The sequence below is a fragment of the Desulforhopalus singaporensis genome (assembly GCF_900104445.1).
Classification (GTDB): domain Bacteria; phylum Desulfobacterota; class Desulfobulbia; order Desulfobulbales; family Desulfocapsaceae; genus Desulforhopalus_A; species Desulforhopalus_A singaporensis.
The window spans coordinates 64,082-86,235 of record NZ_FNJI01000010.1 but is presented as its reverse complement, the minus strand read 5'-3'; the positions used below and the strand labels follow the sequence as shown (position 1 = coordinate 86,235).

Here is a 22,154-nt window from a genome sequence, read left to right as displayed (position 1 = left end):
CGGAAAACAGGATCGAAAAATTGTCTGCGGCAGCACCAAGGGAAGAAAAAAACAGGAGCATCGCGGCTACCAGAAGCATAAAAAAAGATCTTTGAATCACAGACACCTCACATCGGTAGGTATTTTGATTACGAAAATCCGGCCGACAGGCCGGGGTCGAGACGCAATGTTTTGATGAGATCAGCTTTTTCGGTGAAGGTAAATGAGAAATTCCCTGTTCCCTTTCTGACCGAGAATCGGCGAGGTTACAATACCTTTATTTTCAAGGCCGAGGTCTGCTGCAAATAATTCAATCCTGTCAATCGCTTTTTGATGCAGTTGCTTGTCGGTCACGATACCGCCGGGACCAATCTCTTCTCTGGCAAGCTCAAACTGTGGTTTGATGAGGGTGATTATAGCTGCAGAAGAGGTGAACAATTCAAGGAGCGGCGGAATTATTTTGGTGACGGAAATGAATGACACATCCATAACCGCAAGGGAAATATTTTCACAGTTGATATCTTCTCTGCCAATATGTCTGGCGTTGAACCGCTCAAGCACCTCCACTCTCGGATCTTGCCGGATTTTCCAGGCGAGCATGCCGTAGGCGACGTCCACGGCAAAAACCTTGCCGGCTCCGTGCTGCAGCAGACAATCGGTAAATCCCCCTGTGGATGAACCTATATCGATACAGGTAAGTCCTCTGACGTCTATCTGGAAATAATCGATGGCTTTTTCAAGCTTCAACCCTCCCCTTGATACATACGGGCAGCGTTGCTTGGCACGGATGAGAGCCTCGGAATCGACCAGAGTGCCGGCTTTGTCAACCAGGATGTCGTCTACGTGGATCTCTCCTGCACCGATCAGGGCTCCCGCCGTTTTCAGGTCGGGAGCCAAACGTTTGTCAACCAGCAGCTGGTCTAGGCGAACCTTCAATGGAAATCCCCTGCAAAGGTTTGCTTATAGTTTGTCGAGCTTTTCCTGTGCGGTTACAGCTTCAGGGGCAGCACCGTGTTTTTTTAGGAGTTTTTTGTAAATAACCTTTGCCGTATCCTTATCCGCCAGTTTTTCAAAGGCCATTCCCTGCTTTAACAGGGCTGCCGGAACTCTGGCGTGTGTTGCGTGCTGGGAAATGATTTTCTGATACTGCATGATCGCCTTGTCATATTCTTTCTGGTTGAATAGGCTTTCCCCCATCATAAACCGTGCCTCAACATTCTGGGCGGCAGTGGGGTTGGCTGCGATCTGCTCGAAGATATTGTACGCTTCATCAAATTTCTGGCTCTGAAAAAGGTTCTCAGCCTTTTCAAAGCTACTCTGGGAACCAGCAAGTACCGGTGCGGCATCAACGGTTTCCACTGTCCCGGGGGATTCCGTTTTGGCAATTGCCGGAGTCGGTTCGCTTGCTGCCGGCTGGGATGTTACCGGCTGAGATGTTTGCTGAATGGGGGGAGCGACCACGCTGTTCTTGACTTTGCGCTTGGTTGCACTGATCGTTTTCGCTGTTCCGGTGGAGCCGGCAGCGTTACTGACCGATGATGAACGTTTCTTGGCAAGTTCAGCCTCAATGGCCGCTTCTTTTGCCCTTCGTTCGGCTTCATTAATACGCGCTTCCTGAATGGCTTTCACGCTTTGCTGCTGCATGAGGATTTTATTGTTCAGTTCCTTGAGCCTGAGTTCTTTTTCCTGCTGCTGCTGTTCCAGCCTGGCAAGGCCTTCCTCGCGCTTGGCCGCTTCCTCCTTGGCCACGGAAGATATGGTTGCCTCAAGTTCCTTGTTCTGCTCTCGTAACTTCTGGTTGAGATAGTAGGATTCTTCAAGCTGACTCTTGAGTTTGAGAATATCCTGCTCCAGCTGGTCCATGTGGCCAAAGGCAGCAGCCTGTCGCTTCTGGATCTGCCCCACTGTGGTCGATTTCATGTCCTCTATTTTCTTGTTGACGACCCGAAGCTGATATTTGAGCTCCTCAACGTCACCGGTGGAGGCACAGCTGCTGAGCAGAGCGGTAGAGGAGAGGCAGATTAAAAAATTCCTGACTGATTTATTCATGATAAATTGCTTAAAGTTGAGAGTTCTCGTTGACTATCTGGCCCATTGTGGATACGACTGACTCCCGGGCATGGTAAACAGCCTTCTTTGAAAAGAGCCATTTTTCATTATACCGTAAATCTGGTGTCTTTTGCCATCACGTTTTGCAAAGATTATCTGATTACCGTCCGGCGACCAGTTGGGGGATTCATGATGGCTGAGATCGTTGGTTATCTGCATTACAGTATCCGGCTGAAGGGGATTGACGACGCAGAGCTGGTAGACGCCGTCTCTTAGACTGGAATATACCACCAGGTTGTCTGTCGGCGACCAGTCGGGTTCGGCGTTTTCCGAGCCTTCAAAAGTTATTCTCTGAACTTTCCGGGTCCGCATGTCCATGTGGTAGAGTTGTGGTCTGCCGCTGCGGTCTGAGACAAAAACCAGATGGTTGCCGTCCGGAGAAAGGGTCGGAGAGACATTGATACCTGCCCGGTCGGTGAGCTGCTCTATGATCTGGCCCTTGTCGTCAAGGAGATACAGGTCGGGATTTCCCCGCTTGGACAGGGTTAGGATCATCTTGCTGCCGTTCTTGAACCATGCGGGGGCCAGGTTGAGCCCTTTACGCCTGCTCAGGGCACGGGTTGTCTTGTCCTGGCGCAAATCGGTGATGTACAGGTTCTGGTTGCCCGTATGGTATGAGGAGTAGGTCAGGTTATAGGAATCGGGCACGAACCTGGGTGATACGGTGAGGTGCTTGTGCCGGGTAATCTGCCGAACATTACGCCCGAGAATATCGGTCAGATATACTTCCTTGGCGCTGTCCTGGTGGTTAATGAAGGCGATCCTGGTATCGGCAACTCCGGGTATGCCGGTCAGGGTTTCGACCACAGAGTCACAGTATTTGAACTGCATCCTGTCCTTCTGGTTGACAGAACCGGAGAACGATTTTCCCATGATAATCTTGTTTTCAGCCACATCGAGCAGCCGCATCTCCAGCGCAATCGAGTCGTTCTCTTTTTTATAGCGGCCGAGCACAACATAGTCGGCTCCCTTGTCTTTCCAGTCGGCATGCTGCATTCCCCCGTATTGTTCGGTGGGGATAATCGATATTATTCCATGAAACTTGAGCGCCTTGGCGAGGGTGTCGGCCAGATCCCTTGCAAGCAGGTTGTTCGTCTGGCTCGAACCGGCGGTTTCGAACCAGGGAACCGCGATATTGATCTTCCTGGTTGCAGAGGTGCTAATGTCAAGGTAGACCCGGTCGGAACCTATCGCCTGGTATGCAGCGCCAAGACAGATCGCAAAAGTTGTCAGAATAGCAAGGAGGATGGAGAAATATTTCTGTTTCATAAAATGATTGTTGGCTGTCAGGGATTATTGTACACCGCCGGGTCTGAAGACCAGGCCCACCTCAAAACGTTGTTTCTTCATGGCAGGTGGAATGGGCGGAAATGGAGTGGCTGTTTCGAGGGTACGGGTGACGAACTGGTCAAACAGTCTGTCGCCGGACCTGCTTTCGAAAAACATATCGGCCACCGCACCGTTCTGCTGAATCGTCACCACAACGGTTGCCGTTACTTTATTATTTTTCTCGATATTCTCAGGCAGGGCCCAGTATTGGTGCAACCTGTTGATTATCGAGGCATAATATTGACTTTCTATAATATTTGAAGTTCCGCCGGCCGCCCCGGAAGTTCCGTCGCCCCGCACCACGCCGCCGCTTGGTCTGGCGACAGCTGGTGGCGATGAGTGGGTGAGGAGCTGCCGCTCTTTTTCGAGAGCCTCCCTGGCAAGACGGGCTTTCTCCGCCAGCAGCTCTTCCTCTCTGATCGCCCTGGCAAGTTTTTCCCTTCTCTGCTTGATCAACTCGTCATTATCGCTGGGCTTTGGGGGTGGGGTTGCTTTCTTTTTCTTAATCTTTAGCGGCTTCAGGGAGACCGCCTTGGCGGGTGCAACCGAAGGTGCCGGTTTTTTAACAATATCCTCAATAGGAACAAGCTTTTTGTTGTTGTCTGGACTGGCTTTGGAAATCGTCTCTGCAGCTTCAGGCTCTGACGGGGTCTGAGCGACGGCTCCGGGTTCTGCGATATTGACAATGGAAACGGTATAGATATCGGCGAATTTCGGTTTTACCTTGAATATTCCAGGCAGATAGAGGGCGCTGATTAATACCAGCAGGTGCACCCCGATGGCGATATTTAACGGGATTTTCCAATCATTTGACATTATTGAACTGATGCTGTAGCTGTTATCCACGGGAATTATTCTTGTTCCTGAGGTTTGGTGATCATCCCGATCTTGTCAAAACCTACCTGTTTAATGGCTGCCATAATCTGCACTACGTCGCCGTAAGGTACATTTCTGTCCGCCCGTAAATAGACCGGTTGATCCTTGTTGGCGGCATAATTTTTTTTCAGCTCTTCAAGCAGCAGGGCTTTGACCATGGGAATGGAGCCGATACTGATACCGCCGTCCTTACTTACCGTAATAACCAGGGGCTTTTGTTCCTGCCTCAGTGATTTTGCCGTTGTTTCCGGGAGGTCTACATTAAGCCCCTGGGTCATCATCGGCGCGGTCACCATGAAAATAATAAGCAGTACCAGCATAACGTCCACCAGCGGTGTTACGTTGATTTCAGATACCAGCCTTTTGTTGCCTCTTCTGTGCGTCGGTCCCATCGTATTACACCCTGCTCAGCAGATCCCTTTCTATAAGATTGAGAAAATCCGTTGAAAAAGTGTTCATCTCGCTTTCTATATCATCGAGCTTGTTGGAAAAATAGTTGTAGAATATAACAGCCGGAATAGCAACGGCAAGACCGGCCGCGGTGGCCACAAGCGCTTCCGATATTCCAGGAGCTACGACGGCAAGAGAGGCGGAGCCGCGCTGGCCGATATCGTGAAAAGAGACCATGATTCCCCAGACTGTTCCAAAAAGTCCTATAAAAGGAGTGGCGCTGCCGGTGGTGGCAAGAAAGGAGAGGCTGCTGCCGAGATCGTTGATCTGCTGGTTTTCCGCTTTTCTGATGGCCCTTTTCAGATTGTCCATTGTTGCCAGGTGGGTATCCAGGGTTTCGACGACCTTGCCCTCCTCGTTGCGGCTTCTCATCTTGTTGATTTTCTGCAGTTCAGCAAAACCGGATGTGAAAACCGATGCGCTGGGCGAATATTCGAACTCAGCCGCTGCCTCATGGGCTTCGTTGAGGTTGGCTGAGTGCCAGAAAGTTTCGAGAAAATCTTCGGTGTCAAGGCGGACCTTCTTGTAGAGTCTTGCCTTCATAAAAACAATGGTCCAGGAAACCAGGGAGAATACCAGAAGAGTCAACATCACAAACTGGCCCACCGGACCAGCGTGGAAAATCATATCAGAAATTGAAAGCTGCACGTTATATATCCTGTCTGTTTAGATAAGAATCCTGGCAAGACATCGGTAGCCTGGTGGTCTTGCCTGTTATATCAAAGAAAAAAATGGAGGTTGTATCTTTTATAGGTTGTGAAAACCGGGCCTACCACGAATGGTATCTTACCTGTTTTGAACAAAAATTCAATAGCTCAATTCAGGTATGAGAGATGGCTTTAACATGATGAAATCATAAATAAAAGATAACATTCATGCAGGTCGATCAGCCATGGCGCAGGCAAAATCCACCTGGAGCGCTGTCTTGCCGCAGGACTTGAGGACGCCTTTTAAAAAAAAGACCGACGCGACTTTCTCCTTGAGTTGAACCTTGATCCTGACAGTGTCGCCCGGATAGACTCCTCTTTTGAATTTGGCGCCGTTTATCCGGGTAAGGACAGGAACTTTGCTTTGCTCGTTTGCAGGCGGCGGATGGATTTTCGCCATCAGGACCGCCCCGCTCTGGAAAACAGCTTCGCACAGAAGCACCCCGGGGGTGATTGGATTGTTGGGGTAGTGGCCCTGATAGATATCAAGGTCTTCGGAGAATGTTTTTTCCGTGACAATGGTGTCCTCTGAGCAGGAGATAATTCTGTCCACCCAGAGGAAAGGAGGTCGGTGGGGGATAAAAGAGATGATTTCTGCTGGTACATCCATATTACAGTCCTCCGCTGATCTCCAGGACGGTACCTGTAATATAGCCGCTTGTTTTTCCGGCTAAAAACAAAACCGCTTCGGCGACTTCCTCAGGGGTTCCGAATCTTCTGACCGGCACCATTTTTTTATATTCCTTGAGCTGCTGTTCGGGAAGATCCCGGATAAAATCGGTATCGATAAATCCAGGTGAGATACAGTTCACGGTAATCTTTTTCCGCGCCACTTCTTTGGCCAGAGATTTGGTCATTGCCACCTGGCCCGCTTTGGATGCGGCGTAATTGGCCTGGCCGGGGAACCCCAGGCGTCCTACGGGGGAGGTTATGTTTATTATGCGTCCGTATTTGTGCTGCATCATAAGCATGACAGCCTGTCTGGACATCAGATAGGTGCCGTTCAGGTTCGTATCGATTACGCTTTTCCAGTCCTCCGGTTTCATAAGGGCCAAAAGGCCGTCCTTTCTGATGCCGGCATTGTTGACAAGCACATCCAGGCGACCATACTCGCGTTCGATGTACTCAAACAGTGAGACAACCTGTTTTTCGTCCTTTATGTCGCACTGATGCAGGCTGATACGACCACGGTATTGATGGTTTTCCCTGACGAACTCCTCTGCAGCTTTGGTGTTGCTGCCGTACAGGCCGATCAGAGCGGCGCCTTGTCCAAGAAAAGCTTTGGCAATGGCACCTCCTATCCCTCTGGTGGCGCCGCTTATGAGTACTGTCTGTCCAGCAAAATTGCCCATTTTGATAAAACTCCTGTAGGTTCCTTGGTTCCAGTTGGTAATGAACAACTCGTCGCAACGGTGGGGAAAACTCCCGTTAGCTGCGAAGGTATCCGTCAACGTCGTTGGAAACTATTACTCCGTAGTTGATCGCGCCGAGCCAGCCGGACATGATAATACCCACCGATCCGACATGAAAAAGCCCGCCTACTTCTTTGAAAATAGTCCGGGATATGTCGAGTCCCTCGAATTTGGTACCAAAAGAGGTGCCGCGGGTGTGGAGAGTATACCTGTTGAATGTTTTCGGGGTGGCGGCTTCGGTCCAATCGATTTTTTCCGTTATTCCTGGAAGATAACGTTCAAGATCTGTCAGTGACCGTTGAATCAGCGCGTCTTTTTCCTGTTGGTACTGTTTTGGTGTCAAATCGTTCCAGTCCTCGAACCGGCTGTTCATGGAAGCGACCACGGTGTACCTGTCCAGGCCGGGCCGGGTTTTCGGATAGTAAATCGAGAAAGTCTTCGACCTGGTTTTCATGCTGAGAAGTTCTTCAGAATCAAATTCCGGGGCAGTGGAAGTGAAAAGGAGATCTCCCACATCGTCGATCTGCTGCCTGTCTTTTATCCCGAAATAGACCTGACAGCTTGAATTGTTAACCCTTATGCTGGAAGCTTTCTCAAGAAATTCATCGGAGTAATGCTGTTTGTCGGTGAGGTTGAATATGGTATTGGTGATGCCGCTGTTGGAGACAACCGCCCGCCCCTGTATGTTTTTGCCGTTTACTAAAACGCCCCGGACTTTGCCTTTTTCCACCAGGACTTTATCGACTTTTGCCTTGGTACAGATGGTCACGCCGTTCTTTTCAAGCTCTTCGGTCATCATGGAGATCAGCTTGTCCGTTCCGCCCTGAAAGGTGAAGACCCCCTTGTTCATGAAATTGGAGAATACGATCCCGTAGGTAATGGCTGGATCATCCAGGGTGGAACCGTTGGCGTAGGTGATCGGTTCCATGAGCAGACGATGAATATCGGTTCTTCCCGGGAAAAATTTTTCAAACAGTTCCCTGGTCGTCATCGACCGGTCGTCGTAGAAATTCATCTTGGCAACCGTGGCGAAAAAACTGTCGACAACCGATGGGCTCACCTTGAAGTGCGACTGGAGCAGGTTGGTGAAATCGTTTTTGTCAAAGGTCGTCTTCAGGGAAAATTGAGGGTTGTCGAAGACGATGTTGGGCAACTGGACAATAGAGTTCATAATCTTCTTGTTCCAGTACTTTTTACATGTCTTGACCATCCCATAAGGGAAGCCGTGGAGGGAGATGTCGAAGATATGCCCCCGCCTCTTGAACCAGGTGGAAAGTCCGCCAATGCGATGATGGTACTCCAGCAGCAGCACGGAGTGGCCGCAGTAGGCGAGTCTGTTGGCGGTTGTGAGCCCCCCCAGTCCGGATCCTATGATTATAACGTCGTAATTGTCTTTGAGTTCTGAAAATAAAACAGGCATAGGTGCAGTCTTTGTGAGGTTATCCCTAAACTAAAGTTTTGGCAGGACGTGATGATTGACGATGGTAACACCGCTTAACATGGAACCGATGATCCCGAGAAAACCCTGGTCGGTGCCGGCGAGAAAAAGATTGTTATAACCGATATCGCCGCTTTTTATCTTGGTTGGAGCGCCGTAAAGAGCACCTCGTATCTTTGAGGTATAGCGCTCGATGGTAACCGGCGTAAAGGTGTTTTCCACCACTATATTGTCTATGGCGCATCCAAGCAATTTTTTCATGGTGTGCAGGGATGTAATGGCGCAGTTCTGTTTCTGCTTAAGATATTTATCGGGGTGGCGGGAAATATCTTTCCAGGAGTCGTAATCCGCCAGATGGGTGGTGCGGATTTCCATGGTCCCATCGGGTTTTATCCCGTTGAAATTTTGCGGAAAACAGATCACTCCGCTGTTCAGGTCGATATAATCGTCTGGCGATCTGTAGCTCAGCCTGCCACCGTTGTTGTAGAAGATTATGGTGTCCGTTGGCCTGTTTTTGTCAGCGTCATCGGTTCTCCGGGAAAAGATCGACTCAACAAACCCAAGCCGCCCGGATGGAGAGTCGTTGTTGGTGGGACTGTTTCCAAGCAGTCCGAGGGTTTCCTGGTAGCCGATAGTGGAAATGACCTGATCGCATTCAATTTCCTCGCCGCTTTCAAGAACAACGCTGAGCGCCTTTTTGCCCTCTGTAACTATTCTCGCCACCCCGCACTGTTTTCTTACCTGGCCGCCAAGCGATTCAAGCTGGCTGGTGAGCATCTCAAGAAAATCTCTGATGGTGCCTTCAGGGCGGAAAAAACCTTGCTGATAAACGGATGCGAACATGATCGCGAATTGGCTCAGGTCCATGTCGTCTTCATAACCGGAGCCGTAGTACAGCAACGGACACAAGATCATTTCGGTCAGGAGCGGATCTTCAAGCATCTCGGCCAAGAACAGCCTGGTAGACCTGAAGGGTTTTATGGTAAACGGATCATACTCGTCGAGAAAATTCAGAAGACGGGTGAAACTGTCTATTGATCCGGGGAACTTTTCGTGTACGTCTTGGCGAAATGTTTCAAAATTATTTGTAAATGTCAGTGTCTGCCTGTTGCTGAAAATGATTTTCGACTGGTTCTGCTGACAGAATGAAAGTGCTTTCCTCTTTATTTTAAGCTGTCTCAGCAGCAGGTTGAGAGGTGCCTTTTTATTTTCCGGCTCTGCATAGTTGGTAATGGCGTGCAGGCCTGTTTCGTAGAGTTTTTTTCGGCGGTAGAAATAGGAATTGAGCCCTCCAAGGCGGGAGTGCTTTTCCAAGAGAAGGACAGCTGGGGAAAATCGGGCAATACGGATTGCGGCGGCCAATCCTGAAAGACCGCCGCCAATCACCAAAACTGGAAATTTCACAACCTCAAGCGTCTTTTAGAAGGGGTTCCAGATAAGTTACACAGCTGTTGAGAGTGGCGAGATTGGGGTAATCCTCTTCAGGAATTTGCAGCTGATGGCGCTTGCGAAGCTCCATTACGATGTCGAGAAAATCCATGGAGTCGAGATCCAGCTGGTCTCTTAACGGTTCATCGGGGTTGAGCGAATCGAAATCCGCTTCGTCATCGATATCTTCTATAATTTCTAATATAAGGTCCTTGATTTCAACACTTGTCATGTAATTCTCCGCTTTGACGTGTGAGCTGTAACTGTGGTATAAAAAAGCACCAGCCTGTTAACCGGTGCTTAATGTTGTTGTGGGCAAAACTCTTCCTATAACATACCTGAGAGATATTGTTTATACTTATTTACATTTATTGGTGAAAAAATCTCAGTCGGTATATTTTTTGACGATCACAGTCGAGTTGATGCCGACCATGCCGAAAGAGTTGTTGAGGATCGTTTCAACTTTATTCACCCTGATCGATTTATTGATTACCAGGTTAGGCAAATTGCACTCCGGATCGAGGTTTTCGATATTGATTGTCGGGTGAATCATGTAGTCGTTGAAGGAGGGAAGGTTTCCTGCCAGTTCCAGCACGCCGGCCGCTCCCATGGCGTGGCCGATGATCGATTTGGTGTTGTTGATATAGGTCGCACTGGTATCGCCAAAAACCTCCCTGATCGCCTTGCATTCTTCAATGTCACCCTGTCTGGTGCCGGTTGCGTGGGTGTTGATCAGGTCGATATCCCCAGGCGCCAGGTTGGCGCGCTGCATGGCCAGCTGCATGCACTGGGCCTGCCGTTTACCGTACGGAAGAACAAAATCTCTGGCGTCAGAATTCATTGCGTAGCCGACGATTTCACCGAGAATGGTCGCCCCTCTTTTTATAGCGTTTTCCAGAAATTCGAGGACATAGATACAGCCCCCTTCGGAGATTACTATGCCGTTGCGATCCCTGTCAAAAGGCCTGGTCGCCATCCGCGGGTCATCGGCATGGCCCAGCGCGTTCTGCGCCTTGAAACTGGCAAAGATGCCGAATGACCCGACCGACTCGGAGATTCCCCCGGCAAGCGCCATATCGATCTCACCCAGGCGCATCATCTGCACCGCCTGGATGAGGGAGGCGTTTCCCGCGGCACAGGCTGCCCCTATCACATAATGCGGTCCGGTAATGCCGAGGTTCATGGTGATCTCACCGGCGGGATTGTTGAGAACCGTCCTTGGGTTGTGATGGTGGGTCCAGTAGTTTACGTCGTAATCGTAATGGCTTATGTTGTACACTTCATTTTCGGTTTCGACCGTACCGTGTTCGGTGAGTCCGAGGTATACGCCTATCCTGGACCGGTCGTAGTCAGCAAGATCAAGATCCGCGTCCGCTATGGCCTCGTTGGCGCAATAGACACCGATACAGCCGGCCCTGGTCCCTTTTTTGTTCTCTTTTTTCTTCCGGTATTTGGTCTCGGCAAAGGAGCAGACGCCGGCCGGCGCCTTGCCGAAATACCTGAGCTCGATTTCTTTGATTTCGCTGGTGCCGCTGAGCAGTTTTTCTCTGAATTCCTTAGCATTTGAGGCATTGGGGGCGGTAAGGCCGACCCCGGTAATAACTATTCTGGGATATTGCATATCTGGAAGGTCTAATTTATCTGATGTCGAGTTGCGGTATCGGTTTAATCTATACTTGTGGCTGAAACGACCATATGCCCGGAACGATAGCAGTACGACCTGATATTCCGTGCAATGTACACTCCTGATTCTCTCTGGTGCAAAAACGTTCAAATGTAGAACATATTGACGCAAAATTCAACACTCTTGAACCCTGAACTTCAGATGATTACGCTGTAAACAAAGTTCCGGCAATGGCTGGAAAAGAAATTGCGACAACAGCCCGGTTTACCCTGTCCTGCGGTTTATGGTAGTTATCGGCGCTGAATTCTGGTAAAAATCGTCACCGTAAGCCAACGTTTTTTTTCGCTGTTATACTGCCACCTGACATGGCGGGTGCGAAGCTGGACTTGAGGCGAAACCGTCTGAAAATTAAAAAAAATCCTGTAAGGTTAAAGGTTTTTCGTGGCAGATTCAAAAAACATCGCTACCGTAAAGGTAAGGACTCTTTCCGTCTGGCCTCCCGTGGCCCTGGCACCGATGGTGGGCCTGACCCATTCGGCGCTCAGGTCGACGATTCAGGCGATCGGAGGGGTGGGACTTTTTTATACCGAAATGCTCGCGGCCAAAAGGCTTCCCAGTGACAATCCCCGGTGCTCGCCGCCGCTGATCAGGGCGGAGAATGAAAGACCGCTTGTTTATCAACTCGTCGGAGCGGATCTTCGCTATATAAAACCGGCGATTGACAAGATCCTCACCCTGGAACCCCAGGGAATCGATTTCAATCTGGGGTGCCCTGCGCCGATGCAGAAAAAACAGGGAGCCGGCTCTTCCCTGGTGGACAGCCCGGCAGAGATGCGGGCCATCCTGGAAGAGATCCGTAAGGCAACGGAATTGCCGCTCAGTGTTAAAATACGGTTAGGTCACAGCGAGGATGGTTTGAAATTGGCCGAATTCTGTAAGATACTTGAAGGAGAGGGGGTGGACCTCATTACCGTCCACGCCAGGTTAATAGGCGAGAAATTCTGCAGAGTGCCGAGGTGGCATCTGGTCAGACACGCCAAGAAAGCAGTACGGATACCGGTGTTTGCAAATGGAGGGATTTTCACCGTCGAAGACGCGAAAAATTGTCTCGAACAAAGTCGTGCCGACGGCATAATGATCGGTAGGGGAGGGGTAACGAACCCATGGTTGTGCGCTGACATAGCAAGAGAGCTGTTTGGTTTTTACACCAACAGCGGGATCAGCAGCAAGGCGGAGATGTACGAACGTTTCATCACTCTTTTAGAACAGCGGTTTCCCAAGGAACGCAGACTGGGACGACTAAAGAAGTTCACGTCATACTTTTGTCAGTCGTTTTATTTCGGACACCATTTCGGTACGACAGTGCAGGGGTGTAGTTCCGTTGAGGAAGTGAGGCATAAAGCAGCTGAGTTTTTTGCAACCGTCGATTTGGATCAGCTCAGCTAAAACAGAACAGGGGAGTCTCTTGATATGATTGAACTTATGAAAAAAATTGCTCTTGCCGGTATTGGTGTGGCAGCAGTAACCGGTGAAAAAGCCGAGAAAATGGCCAGGGAATTGATCGACAAAACGGAAATTTCGGAAAAGGAAGGCGAAAAATTTGTTCAGGAGATGATCGGGCGTGCCGAAGAGTCCAGGGACGCCATGAAGAAACAGACCGAACTCTTTGTCGGCAGGGCCCTGGAAAAAATGAATCTGCCAAAGGCGGAGGAACTGCAGGCATTAAGGGAAGAGATCGCCCAGCTGCGTCTTGAAATTAACTCCCTGAAAAGCGACAGGGAAGATAGTGGTGGAGAAGGAGCCGAAAAAAGTTCGGAAAAAAAATAGGGCTGGCCGACATCACCTCTTTGCCGGGATTATCTTGGCAAAGACTCTCCTGACAATTACATCAAGCTCGGGAAGTCGCATCAGCTGCAGGACAAGACCGTAGCCTATGGCGGCGGTGAATATCAGGAAAAAAAGCGCAACTGCCTGCTCGATGAGATTTCCGGCCAGCCAGGGAGAAGCGAGCGGCAGAAGTGCAACAAGCACCAGGCAGAGAAAAAGTGTTGAGGTAACTATTTTGCCGAGCCCCTTGAGAAGATACCTCACGGAATAACCTCCCATACTGACATACAGTACACCCATCAGGAAAATGAAATTGATCAGCATTGTGCATGAGGTGGAAAGGGCGATGGCGAGATGTCCGAGCCGGTTTATGGTTAAGGTGACGATGACCAGGTTGAAGCCGATCGCCAGGAAACTGGCAATGACCGGATAACGGGTCTTGTCGAGCGCATAGAAAGCAGGAACCAGGACCTTGTTGGCCGAATAGGCGAACAGGCCGATGGCAAACAGCGCTAGGGTCTGTGCGGTCTGTATGGTGTCTGTCGCGGTAAAGGCGCCATGCTCGAAGATCAGCCTGATTATCGGTTCGGCCAGGATGATCAGTCCGGCGGTGGCCGGAAGGGTAAGGGCGAAAACCATGGTCAAAGATGAGATCATGGTTTCCTTCATCTTTATAACCTCTTTTTGCGCCGCCTGTTTGGCAAGCACCGGTAGCATCGCAATTGACAGTGCCACTCCGAAGAGTCCGATCGGCAGCTGTACCAGACGAAACGAGTAATAAAGCCAAGAAACCGACCCCTCGGCACAGGAAGCGGCGAAGTTGGTGTTTATGAATATGTTGATCTGGGTTGCAGATAGCCCGACGGTTGCCGGAATCATGAGTTTGAGGATACGGTGCAGGCCGGCGTCTCTGAGATTGAGCCCGAAACGGTAGCGAAAACCGGTCTTCCACAGGGTCGGCAGCTGGACGCAGAGCTGCAGCAGCCCTCCGATAAGTGTACCTACAGCCATTCCGACTATGGCCGGCTGACCGTAGCGTGGGAGCAGCATTGCCAGGCTTGTTCCACCGATAATCGACCCGAGATTGAAAAAACTTGACGCCAGGGCGGGAATGAAAAAGCGGCCCCTGGTGTTGAGAATCCCCATCACCACGGCGGAAAGTGATATGAGCACCAGAAACGGCAGCATGATCCTGGTAAGCTGTCTGGTGAGTTCAACCTTGCCCGCAACAAGGTCAAAGTCCGGGGCCAGCAGCATGACGATGTCTTTGGCAAAGTATATGCCACCAAGGGTCAGTAAAGAGAGCAACACCAGAATGAAGGTGAGCACATTGGACGCCAGCCTGTAGGTTTCTTCCCTGGTTCGGGTGGCGTCGTAATCGGAAAAGACGGTGACAAAAGCTGCGGAAAGCGCTCCTTCGCCGAACAGGTCGCGCAGCAGGTTGGGAATCCTGAACGCGACGACAAATGAATCGTAGGTGAATCCCGCGCCGAAAAGTCCGGCGAACACCTGTTCGCGTATGAGTCCCAGTACACGGCTGCACATGACCGCCACACCGACGGCTGCAGCGGAACCCGCAATAGTTTTTTTGGTTTCGGTCTGTTTGAGCAAGAGAAAAATCCGGGAAAATTGAGGGTGAAATTACGCTGTGCAATGTTACAACGATTGCCAGAATTTCGCTACAACTTCGTGGTTTTGATATTAAAAGATGGCAGGGCTCATGGATATTGCCTGCAAACACGGCGCCTGTGCGGTTCTTGCTTGACTTTGTATTTTGAAATTGAATATATGTTACTGTCTTGGCTGATATACGCAAGGTAGCGGTGGGGTCTATTATTAATGATTGCTTAGAGCATTGACTAAAACAGGCGTTGAGGAGATTCAGATGCAGGATACCGATACAATAAGAAATATAGCAATAATGGGTCATGGCAGTTGTGGTAAAACTTCACTCGCTGAGGCGATTCTTTATACCGCCGGAAAAATCGACAGGCTCGGCAAGGTAGACACAGGTCATGCCGTTATGGATTATGACGAAGAGGAGATTAATCGTAATATTTCCATCAGTGCCAGCTTTCACAACTATACCTGGAAAAAACACCACGTTTTTATCAGTGATACACCGGGCGACGACAATTTCATCAATGAGACTTCCTTCGCCTCCTATGTGGCTGACGGAGCACTGTTTGTTGTCGGTGCCGTGATTGGCGTGAAGGGGCAGACAATAAAGTTCGCCAATATGATCAAGGACCGCAACATGCCGACCATTATAGCCATCAACAAGATGGATCGGGAAAGAGCGAACTTTGCCAAAACGGTGGATGAAATCAGGGAAAACCTGCCAATTAACCCCGTTGTTCTGCAGGTGCCGATAGGGGCTGAAGACGATTTTAAAGGCTATGTCGACGTGCTGAGCGGGAAAGCGTACCTGTTTGACGGGGATAAAGGCAAGGTCACGGAAACCGATGTTCCCGACGAGTTGGCGAGCGAAGTTGAGATGCTGCGGGAATCCCTTATGGAAAATGTGGCTGAGACCGATGACGATCTCATTGAAAAGTTTCTCGAAGAAGGGGAATTGACCGCAGAAGAGCTGACCAACGGGTTGAAAGTCGGAGTAAAAGAAGGTGTCATCGCACCTATCTGTGTGTGTGCGGCGACCCTGAACAAGGGGACCGCGCCGTTGCTCGATGCCATTAACAGTTATATGCCGAGCCCGGCAGAGGCCAGAACCAGGGAGGCGATCGGTGAAGACGGAGAGACGGTCATCGAGCTCAAGCAATCGGTAGACGAACCGTTTGCAGCGCTTGTCTTCAAGACCATGGCGGATCCTTATGCGGGACGGTTGACCATCTTCAGGGTGTTCAGCGGCAAGCTCGACGGCGACACCTTCTATAACGCCTCCAAGAAAACCTCGGAGAGGTTCGGACAGCTCTACCTGCTGGAAGGCAAGGCGCAGAAGCCTGTGGACGCAGCTACACCGGGGATGATTGTCGGCGTAGCAAAATTAAAGGAAACCACCACCGGGGATACCCTGTGCGCTCAGTCCAGGCCGCTGATAATCGAACCGCCCAAGGCGCAGACGCCTGTTATATCGTTTGCCGTCAGTGCGAAAAAAGGCGATGAGGAAAAAGTGTTTTCTTCCATCACCAGAATGCTCGATGAGGATCCGACCCTGCGTCTGGACCGTCAGGTTCAGACCAAGCAGGTCCTGCTCTCTGGTGTCGGCCAGGTACACCTCGATGTTACCGGGTCGCGTATCAAGAGAAAATTCGGGGTGGAAATGGAACTTTCCGTGCCCAAAATTCCTTACATGGAAACTATTCGCAAAAGCGCACGTGTCCAGGGAAAACACAAAAAACAGAGCGGTGGGCGCGGCCAATACGGTGATTGCTGGGTGGAAATTTCTCCCCTGCCGGGAGGCGGATACGAGTTTGTCGATCAGATTGTCGGCGGAGTCATCCCCCAACAGTATCGGCCAGCGGTGGATAAAGGTATCCAGGAGGCCATGGAAAGAGGTGTCCTTGCCGGATATCCGGTAATTGATGTCAAGGTCGTGTTGGTGGATGGTTCGTTCCATAACGTCGACAGTTCGGAAATGGCCTTTAAAATAGCCGGATCTCTGGCGTTCAAGAAAGGCGCCCAGGAGGCCGGGCTGGTACTGCTTGAACCCTATATGGACATGGAAATCAGGGTCGGCAAAGAAAACGTCGGAGACGTGATGGGTGATCTGAACTCCCGGCGCGGCAAAGTTATGGGGATGGATTCTGCCGACGGCATTGAGATAATCAATGCCCAGGTGCCCCAGTCGGAAATCCTTCTTTACGCCAACGATCTCACATCCATGACCGGCGGACTCGGAAGTTTTAACATCAGCTTTTCACATTACGAGGAAGTGCCGGCACAGCTGGCGGAAAAGATTGTTGCCGAGACCAATGTCGATGAGGAATAACCGTCAAGAAGCCATGGATGCCGCAGATTTTGACAAAAGCTTTGCCGTTCTGACCATGAGCGACAAAGGATCTCAGGGAAACAGGGAAGATACAAGCGGCAGGTATCTGCAGGAGAAACTACTGGAACAGGGGTATGTCCTCAAAGACTACAGGATAATCCCGGACAGGAAGGAACTTATTGTAGAGACCCTGATCGAACTGACCGATGTTCAGCAGAACGCCTTGGTCGTTACCACCGGAGGGACAGGTCTTTCGCCCTCCGACGTAACCCCGGAAGCGATGGAAAGGGTGCTTGAAAAGGAAATTCCCGGCATGGCTGAGGCCATGCGGAGCGCCAGCCTGCAGAAAACATCAAGAGCAATGTTGTCAAGAGGAAAGGCCGGGGTGCGCGGTAAATCTCTTATTGTCAATCTGCCGGGAAGCCTGAAGGCCGTAAGGGAAAATCTGGAAGTGATTCTCGATGTGATTCCCCATGCTCTTGAAAAAATTCAAGGCGGACAGGGGGATTGCGGTGGTTCCTGAAAAAGCTGCCGAGTAACTCAACTGTTTATGTAAAAAAAAAGCCCGGATGCTTTTAAAAAGCATCCGGGCTTTTTTGTATCAGGGACATACCCTCGTTTTGCTGTTTAGATTATCGTAACCGTAGCGTTTTCATCTTCTTCAAGGTGAGCTATTTCACCGATAACAAAGGCCTCTTCTCCGACCGCCTTGAAATGATGACAGATATCATTGGCATCGCTCTCCGCCACGACGGCCATCAGGCCAATGCCCATGTTGAACGTTCGGTACATCTCTTCTTCGGGGATCGCACCTTTTTCCTGGAGAAAGGGGAAAATCGGGGCAACGGGCCAGCTGCCTTTGTTGATTATCGCCTTGCACCCCTTGGGCAGAATGCGCGGGATGTTGTCGATAAACCCCCCGCCGGTGTTGTGGACCATGCCGTTGATCGAAAAGTGCTTGAGAACGTTCTGCACCGCCTGCACGTAAATCTTTGTAGGGCGAAGAAGCTCTTCGCCCAGGGTGCAGCCAAGCTCCTTGATGAAATCATCGACCTTCAGCTGATGATCGGTAAAACATATTTTCCGGACCAGTGAATAGCCGTTGGAGTGCAGCCCGCTCGAGCTTAGGCCGATAATCTTGTCACCTTCGCGAATATCGGAACCGTCAATAATGGTATCCCTGTCTACTATACCGGTGACAAAGCCGGCGAGGTCGTAATCCTTGTCCCGGTAAAGACCCGGCATTTCCGCGGTCTCGCCGCCCACCAGGGAACAGCGTGCCTGTTGGCATCCTTCGGCGATGCCTTTTACTACGTCCTTGGCAATTTCGAGGTCGAGCTTGCCTACTGCAAAATAGTCAAGAAAGCAAAGTGGATTTGCCCCGCCGACAATCAGATCGTTGACACACATCGCCACCAGGTCGATACCGATCGTGTCATGCTTGTTGCACATATGGGCTATTGCCAGTTTTGTGCCGACTCCGTCGGTTGAGTTGACGATAACAGGTTTTTTATATTTCGTGGTATCGATGGCTATATGAGATGAAAAACCGCCGATACCGCCAAGCACGCCACGTTGATGGGTTGAGGCGACTATATCCTTAATTTCCTCGACAAAGGCATTACCCTTATCGATGTCAACGCCGGCCTCGCTGTATTTGCTTTGAGTTGAGTTGGACATAAAAAGTGTATGGAAAGATAAAAGTTCTGAAAGATTAACGGAAGTTTCGTTGAACAAAGTCTGCTTTATAATATTAAGCCTAAAGTCAAATTGCAATGCAATATGGCTTTGACGTGGGGAAATCTTTGCCGGGTTTATTTTATTGTGTCCACGGAGTTGAAAAAAAACCTACTCTTTGTTACAAACGCTGACTATGAAATTATTTACATTGCTCATAGGCCTTGTTCTGGTCCTGGAAGGTCTGCCGTATGTGGCTGCGCCTGAAGCAATGCAGGAGTGGTTGAAAAAAATCAGCGAACTGCGACCTGCACAGTTGCGGGTCTTCGGGTTGGTGGCCATGGGAGTCGGGCTGCTGATCTGTTTCATTGTGCAAAAAACATCGATGTTCAGATAATAATCCTATTTTCCCTGAGCCATTGACAGATGGCTTTTCAGGCAGTTCGGTTACCGCCCCTTCAATCTTTTGTTTTATTTAAAAAAACGTTTTTGCAATTCGGAGGTTGGCGATAATTTATCGATTGACCTGATTAATCGGAATTATGTACACTGCCTTGTCATGTGTACGGAAAACTTCCGCACCGGAATATTGTTGTACGTCAAAACATATCATCAGTGTGATCGCTATGGCTATGGAAAACAAAGCTAAAAGAGAACTCGTAGGCAACGAGGGTATGGTTCTGCTGGATATGGTGCGCCGCCTGAACAGACGGGGTGCCAATGAACACCTGATGAAGCTCATCAATAAAACGCATCCGGCCGATATGGCATGGGTGTATCGCCACTTGACCGAGGACGAGAGAACCGCGGTTTTCAGCATAATTGTCAAAAATAAAACCATCGGATCATTCTTAAGTGAACTCGATACTGCGCTGGTGACGGAGCTGGTCAAGGATCTCACCCCGCAGTATATGGCCGAGATCCTGTCGGATATGCCTTCCGACGATGCTGTAGACCTCATGGAGATTATGCCCGATGAAGTTGCCGGGGAAATCCGGGAACATATGAAGAAGAAAGATCGTGAGGAAGTTGAAGAACTTCTGCAGTACGATCCGGAAAGCGCCGGCGGGTTGATGTCTCCCGACTTCATGTGTCTTGATGAGGAGTTGACCGCAGGTGATGCCATCAAGTCGATCCAGAAAAGAAGTGAAGAAAAAGAGATGGTGTTCTATCTCTATATCACCCACGGCGACCTGAAACTGTCTGGGGTTATCTCACTTCGCGAGCTGCTGCTTCATCCCGCCGGTCGCAAACTCAAGGAGATAATGAATCCCAACGTGGTCTCGGTCAATACCGATACCGACCAGGGGGAAGTCGCCCAGGTTGTTGCCAGGTACAATTTTCTTGCGGTTCCCGTAGTCGACAGCAGCTACAGCCTGGTAGGCATTGTTACGGTCGACGATATCATTGATGTTATAAGGGAAGAAGCCTCGGAAGAGTTCCTGCAGATGGCCGGTGCCGGTAAGGATCGGGAGATTCTGCTCAAATCTATCAGGCAAAGCGCATTTATCCGCGCCCCGTGGTTGTTTGCTTCATGGATCGGCGGGATTATGGCCATGTTCATAATCGGCGCGTTTGAGCAGGAGCTGGCCAAGGTTCTGGCTCTGGCCTCCTTTATTCCTGTTGTTATCGGCATGGGAGGCAATATTGCCACCCAGTCGTCGACCATTGTCGTGCGCGGTATTGCAACGGGCAGGATCAATCTGGGGGAATCCTATCGCGTTGTCTTCAAGGAGATGCGGGTCGGGTTGATCCTGGGGTTGATTTACGGTCTTTTCCTTGGAGTTGTCGCCAGTTTTGGCGTTGATGAGCCGGGACTGCTCGGAGTGGTTGTCGGACTGTCGGTTTTCTTCTGTATGGCCATGGCGGCAACCCTTGGTACGATGGTTCCCCTTATTTTGAAAAGATTTGATGTGGATGCGGCGATTGCCACTGGGCCGTTTGTTACAACTTCAATCGATATGCTGGGAGTTCTGATGTATTTTTCGATTGCAAAACTCTTTCTGAACCTGTAGCAGCTGACTCCACCGCCCGCGGTAAAGGGTGACGAACGGCGTTTTTGGCATAAACCAGAGTGGAGCACGGTGAGTCGGGACACCACAATGAAGCGATCTGGGATGTTTACCGGGCGTGGAATTGTTCAAAAATAACGTATCATTGAAGGTGTTAAGAGTACCTGGAATGACAGCTGGTTTCCCTCGCCGTTTTTCGTCGATGTGGCCTTGGATTTTCATGGAATTCGCGGCTTGTTTTTCATATTCTGCTTTGCTAATATGGCCTCTAGCTCTTGTAAATGCTACCTGAATCTGAATATCGAAAAGATGTTCCACAAGGATCGCAAAGTTGAAAAAATCCCATGTACTGTTCACCCTGCTTCTTTCGTTTGTCCTGGTAATTTCCGGATGTACGCCGTTTTCGTACCTGACACATGTTGACGACGATACCGGAACCGGGCCGACAGCTTCAGATTGTGGATCGTGCCACATACTTCAGTTTGCAGAGTGGTCGCTTTCCCTCCATTCCAGATCTTTCAGTAATCCCGTTTTTCGTGACCAGTATATGGATGCCGGGGATGAAGAGTGCCTCACCTGTCACGCGCCTGTCGGAATCCGCGCAAATTTGCTGCAACCGAGGCCTTACAACAGAGAAGGGGGTATCGATTGCATCAGCTGCCATTTTTCCGCCGGAAAAATGTATGGGCCTCATGATTCTTCAGCATTATTTCAACCGCATCCCATAGAAAAAAACGACCGCTTCTATCGAGGAAACGGTATCTGTTCAGGGTGTCACCGGGAAACGGCGGATGAGTACCCGGATAAAAACGATGATACAGTTTCGCCCGGTTGCATCACATGCCATGCAGTACCCGTTACCCGCACCGTCAGCCAGGGAACCGGTATTTTTACCAGAGCTCTTGTCTCTTTCGAAGACCGCGTAAAAACGTATAGCCATGAAATATCGTTGCCGGTTTATGCATTGAAAAGCAGCGATATTTCTGTTGTCGTTGAAGATTCCGGGCCGAAATCTGTGGAGTTGACCATTACCGTGACCAACAGGTTGCCTCACAATCTGCCTACCGGAACTTACGGGGAGAAAAAGATCAGCCTGCGTGCAGAATTTTCCCTCGCCGGGGAGGTTGTAGAAGAGTTATCACGGGAAATAGCCGATGAAACGAAGCCGTTACTTCCCGGCGCCGCAAAAACTCTACATTTCAGGATTAACCAACCTCCGGGTCGAAAAACGGCTGTCCGCATCTTGCTCGAACGAACGGGTGGCGATGATTCTTCGCGTATCGTTGCAGAAACCGCAGACCTTATGTTTTTTCAGATCGCAGAAAAAAATATGTAAC

General features: G+C 50.1%; 21 protein-coding genes. 7 read left to right on the top strand and 14 right to left on the bottom strand.

Translation table 11 applies throughout. The features are described from left to right. Positions 1 to 180: 180 nt before the first annotated feature. The 12 genes from BLQ17_RS22185 to BLQ17_RS08775 form a co-directional block, all read right to left on the bottom strand. The gene (locus tag BLQ17_RS22185) at positions 181 to 915 is read right to left on the bottom strand and encodes a TlyA family RNA methyltransferase (RefSeq protein WP_176761152.1); all 735 of its coding nucleotides are present in this window, start codon (positions 913 to 915) and stop codon (positions 181 to 183) included. A gap of 24 nt (positions 916 to 939) precedes the next feature. Beyond that, the gene (locus BLQ17_RS22180) at positions 940 to 2,028 is read right to left on the bottom strand and encodes a tetratricopeptide repeat protein (RefSeq protein WP_176761151.1); all 1,089 of its coding nucleotides are present in this window, start codon (positions 2,026 to 2,028) and stop codon (positions 940 to 942) included. Positions 2,029 to 2,061: 33 nt separating this feature from the next. Then, complete coding sequence (locus BLQ17_RS08820) at positions 2,062 to 3,357, bottom strand: PD40 domain-containing protein (RefSeq protein WP_092221944.1); 1,296 nt, start codon at positions 3,355 to 3,357, stop codon at positions 2,062 to 2,064. A gap of 24 nt (positions 3,358 to 3,381) precedes the next feature. Then, positions 3,382 to 4,233, bottom strand: a complete 852-nt coding sequence (locus BLQ17_RS08815; RefSeq protein WP_143005472.1) for an energy transducer TonB — start codon at positions 4,231 to 4,233, stop codon at positions 3,382 to 3,384. 35 nt (positions 4,234 to 4,268) lie between these two features. Next, positions 4,269 to 4,685, bottom strand: a complete 417-nt coding sequence (tolR, locus tag BLQ17_RS08810) for a protein TolR (RefSeq protein ID WP_092221941.1) — start codon at positions 4,683 to 4,685, stop codon at positions 4,269 to 4,271. 4 nt (positions 4,686 to 4,689) lie between these two features. Further along, positions 4,690 to 5,391 (bottom strand): protein TolQ, encoded by a 702-nt coding sequence (gene tolQ, locus BLQ17_RS08805; RefSeq protein ID WP_092221939.1) that lies wholly within the window; start codon positions 5,389 to 5,391, stop codon positions 4,690 to 4,692. 225 nt (positions 5,392 to 5,616) lie between these two features. After that, positions 5,617 to 6,060, bottom strand: coding sequence for a 3-hydroxyacyl-ACP dehydratase FabZ family protein (locus BLQ17_RS08800; protein ID WP_092221937.1), 444 nt, complete (start codon positions 6,058 to 6,060; stop codon positions 5,617 to 5,619). Position 6,061: 1 nt separating this feature from the next. Continuing rightward, positions 6,062 to 6,802 (bottom strand): SDR family oxidoreductase, encoded by a 741-nt coding sequence (locus BLQ17_RS08795; RefSeq protein ID WP_092221935.1) that lies wholly within the window; start codon positions 6,800 to 6,802, stop codon positions 6,062 to 6,064. A gap of 76 nt (positions 6,803 to 6,878) precedes the next feature. Next, complete coding sequence (locus BLQ17_RS08790) at positions 6,879 to 8,282, bottom strand: phytoene desaturase family protein (protein WP_092221933.1); 1,404 nt, start codon at positions 8,280 to 8,282, stop codon at positions 6,879 to 6,881. A 30-nt stretch (positions 8,283 to 8,312) separates the two neighbouring features. Further along, positions 8,313 to 9,704, bottom strand: coding sequence for a phytoene desaturase family protein (locus tag BLQ17_RS08785; protein WP_092221931.1), 1,392 nt, complete (start codon positions 9,702 to 9,704; stop codon positions 8,313 to 8,315). A gap of 4 nt (positions 9,705 to 9,708) precedes the next feature. After that, positions 9,709 to 9,960, bottom strand: a complete 252-nt coding sequence (locus BLQ17_RS08780) for an acyl carrier protein (protein ID WP_092221929.1) — start codon at positions 9,958 to 9,960, stop codon at positions 9,709 to 9,711. 153 nt (positions 9,961 to 10,113) lie between these two features. Next, positions 10,114 to 11,349: a beta-ketoacyl-[acyl-carrier-protein] synthase family protein gene (locus BLQ17_RS08775; protein WP_092221927.1), complete on the bottom strand. Its 1,236-nt coding sequence runs from the start codon at positions 11,347 to 11,349 to the stop codon at positions 10,114 to 10,116. 444 nt (positions 11,350 to 11,793) lie between these two features. On the opposite strand from BLQ17_RS08775, the gene BLQ17_RS08770 reads away from it, so the two are divergent. Together BLQ17_RS08770 and BLQ17_RS08765 are read left to right on the top strand one after the other, a co-directional pair. Beyond that, positions 11,794 to 12,798, top strand: coding sequence for a tRNA dihydrouridine synthase (locus BLQ17_RS08770; RefSeq protein ID WP_092221925.1), 1,005 nt, complete (start codon positions 11,794 to 11,796; stop codon positions 12,796 to 12,798). A 24-nt stretch (positions 12,799 to 12,822) separates the two neighbouring features. Continuing rightward, positions 12,823 to 13,179, top strand: coding sequence for a phasin family protein (locus BLQ17_RS08765; protein WP_092221923.1), 357 nt, complete (start codon positions 12,823 to 12,825; stop codon positions 13,177 to 13,179). Between the two features lie 12 nt (positions 13,180 to 13,191). Here BLQ17_RS08765 and murJ read toward each other — a convergent pair whose 3' ends face one another. Next, complete coding sequence (gene murJ, locus BLQ17_RS08760) at positions 13,192 to 14,790, bottom strand: murein biosynthesis integral membrane protein MurJ (protein WP_092221921.1); 1,599 nt, start codon at positions 14,788 to 14,790, stop codon at positions 13,192 to 13,194. A 274-nt stretch (positions 14,791 to 15,064) separates the two neighbouring features. Here murJ and fusA point away from each other — a divergent pair, with 274 nt between their 5' ends. Further along, the gene (fusA, locus tag BLQ17_RS08755) at positions 15,065 to 17,128 is read left to right on the top strand and encodes an elongation factor G (RefSeq protein ID WP_092221919.1); all 2,064 of its coding nucleotides are present in this window, start codon (positions 15,065 to 15,067) and stop codon (positions 17,126 to 17,128) included. Further along, a complete protein-coding gene (locus BLQ17_RS08750; protein ID WP_092221916.1) occupies positions 17,118 to 17,651 on the top strand; it encodes a MogA/MoaB family molybdenum cofactor biosynthesis protein in 534 nt (177 codons plus the stop codon). Before fusA ends, BLQ17_RS08750 begins: the two co-directional genes overlap by 11 nt. A 104-nt stretch (positions 17,652 to 17,755) precedes the next feature. Here the strand turns inward: BLQ17_RS08750 and purM are convergent, their stop codons facing one another. Then, positions 17,756 to 18,808 carry a phosphoribosylformylglycinamidine cyclo-ligase gene (purM, locus tag BLQ17_RS08745; RefSeq protein WP_092222041.1) on the bottom strand — a complete coding sequence of 351 codons (1,053 nt, stop codon included), beginning with the start codon at positions 18,806 to 18,808 and terminating at the stop codon, positions 17,756 to 17,758. 193 nt (positions 18,809 to 19,001) lie between these two features. On the opposite strand from purM, the gene BLQ17_RS08740 reads away from it, so the two are divergent. From BLQ17_RS08740 to BLQ17_RS08730, 3 genes are all read left to right on the top strand, one after another. Beyond that, a complete protein-coding gene (locus BLQ17_RS08740) occupies positions 19,002 to 19,202 on the top strand; it encodes a DUF2065 domain-containing protein (RefSeq protein WP_092221914.1) in 201 nt (66 codons plus the stop codon). Between the two features lie 229 nt (positions 19,203 to 19,431). Then, positions 19,432 to 20,820, top strand: a complete 1,389-nt coding sequence (mgtE, locus tag BLQ17_RS08735) for a magnesium transporter (RefSeq protein ID WP_245695072.1) — start codon at positions 19,432 to 19,434, stop codon at positions 20,818 to 20,820. Positions 20,821 to 21,148: 328 nt separating this feature from the next. Then, positions 21,149 to 22,153 (top strand): multiheme c-type cytochrome, encoded by a 1,005-nt coding sequence (locus BLQ17_RS08730; RefSeq protein ID WP_176761150.1) that lies wholly within the window; start codon positions 21,149 to 21,151, stop codon positions 22,151 to 22,153. Position 22,154 lies beyond the last annotated feature (1 nt).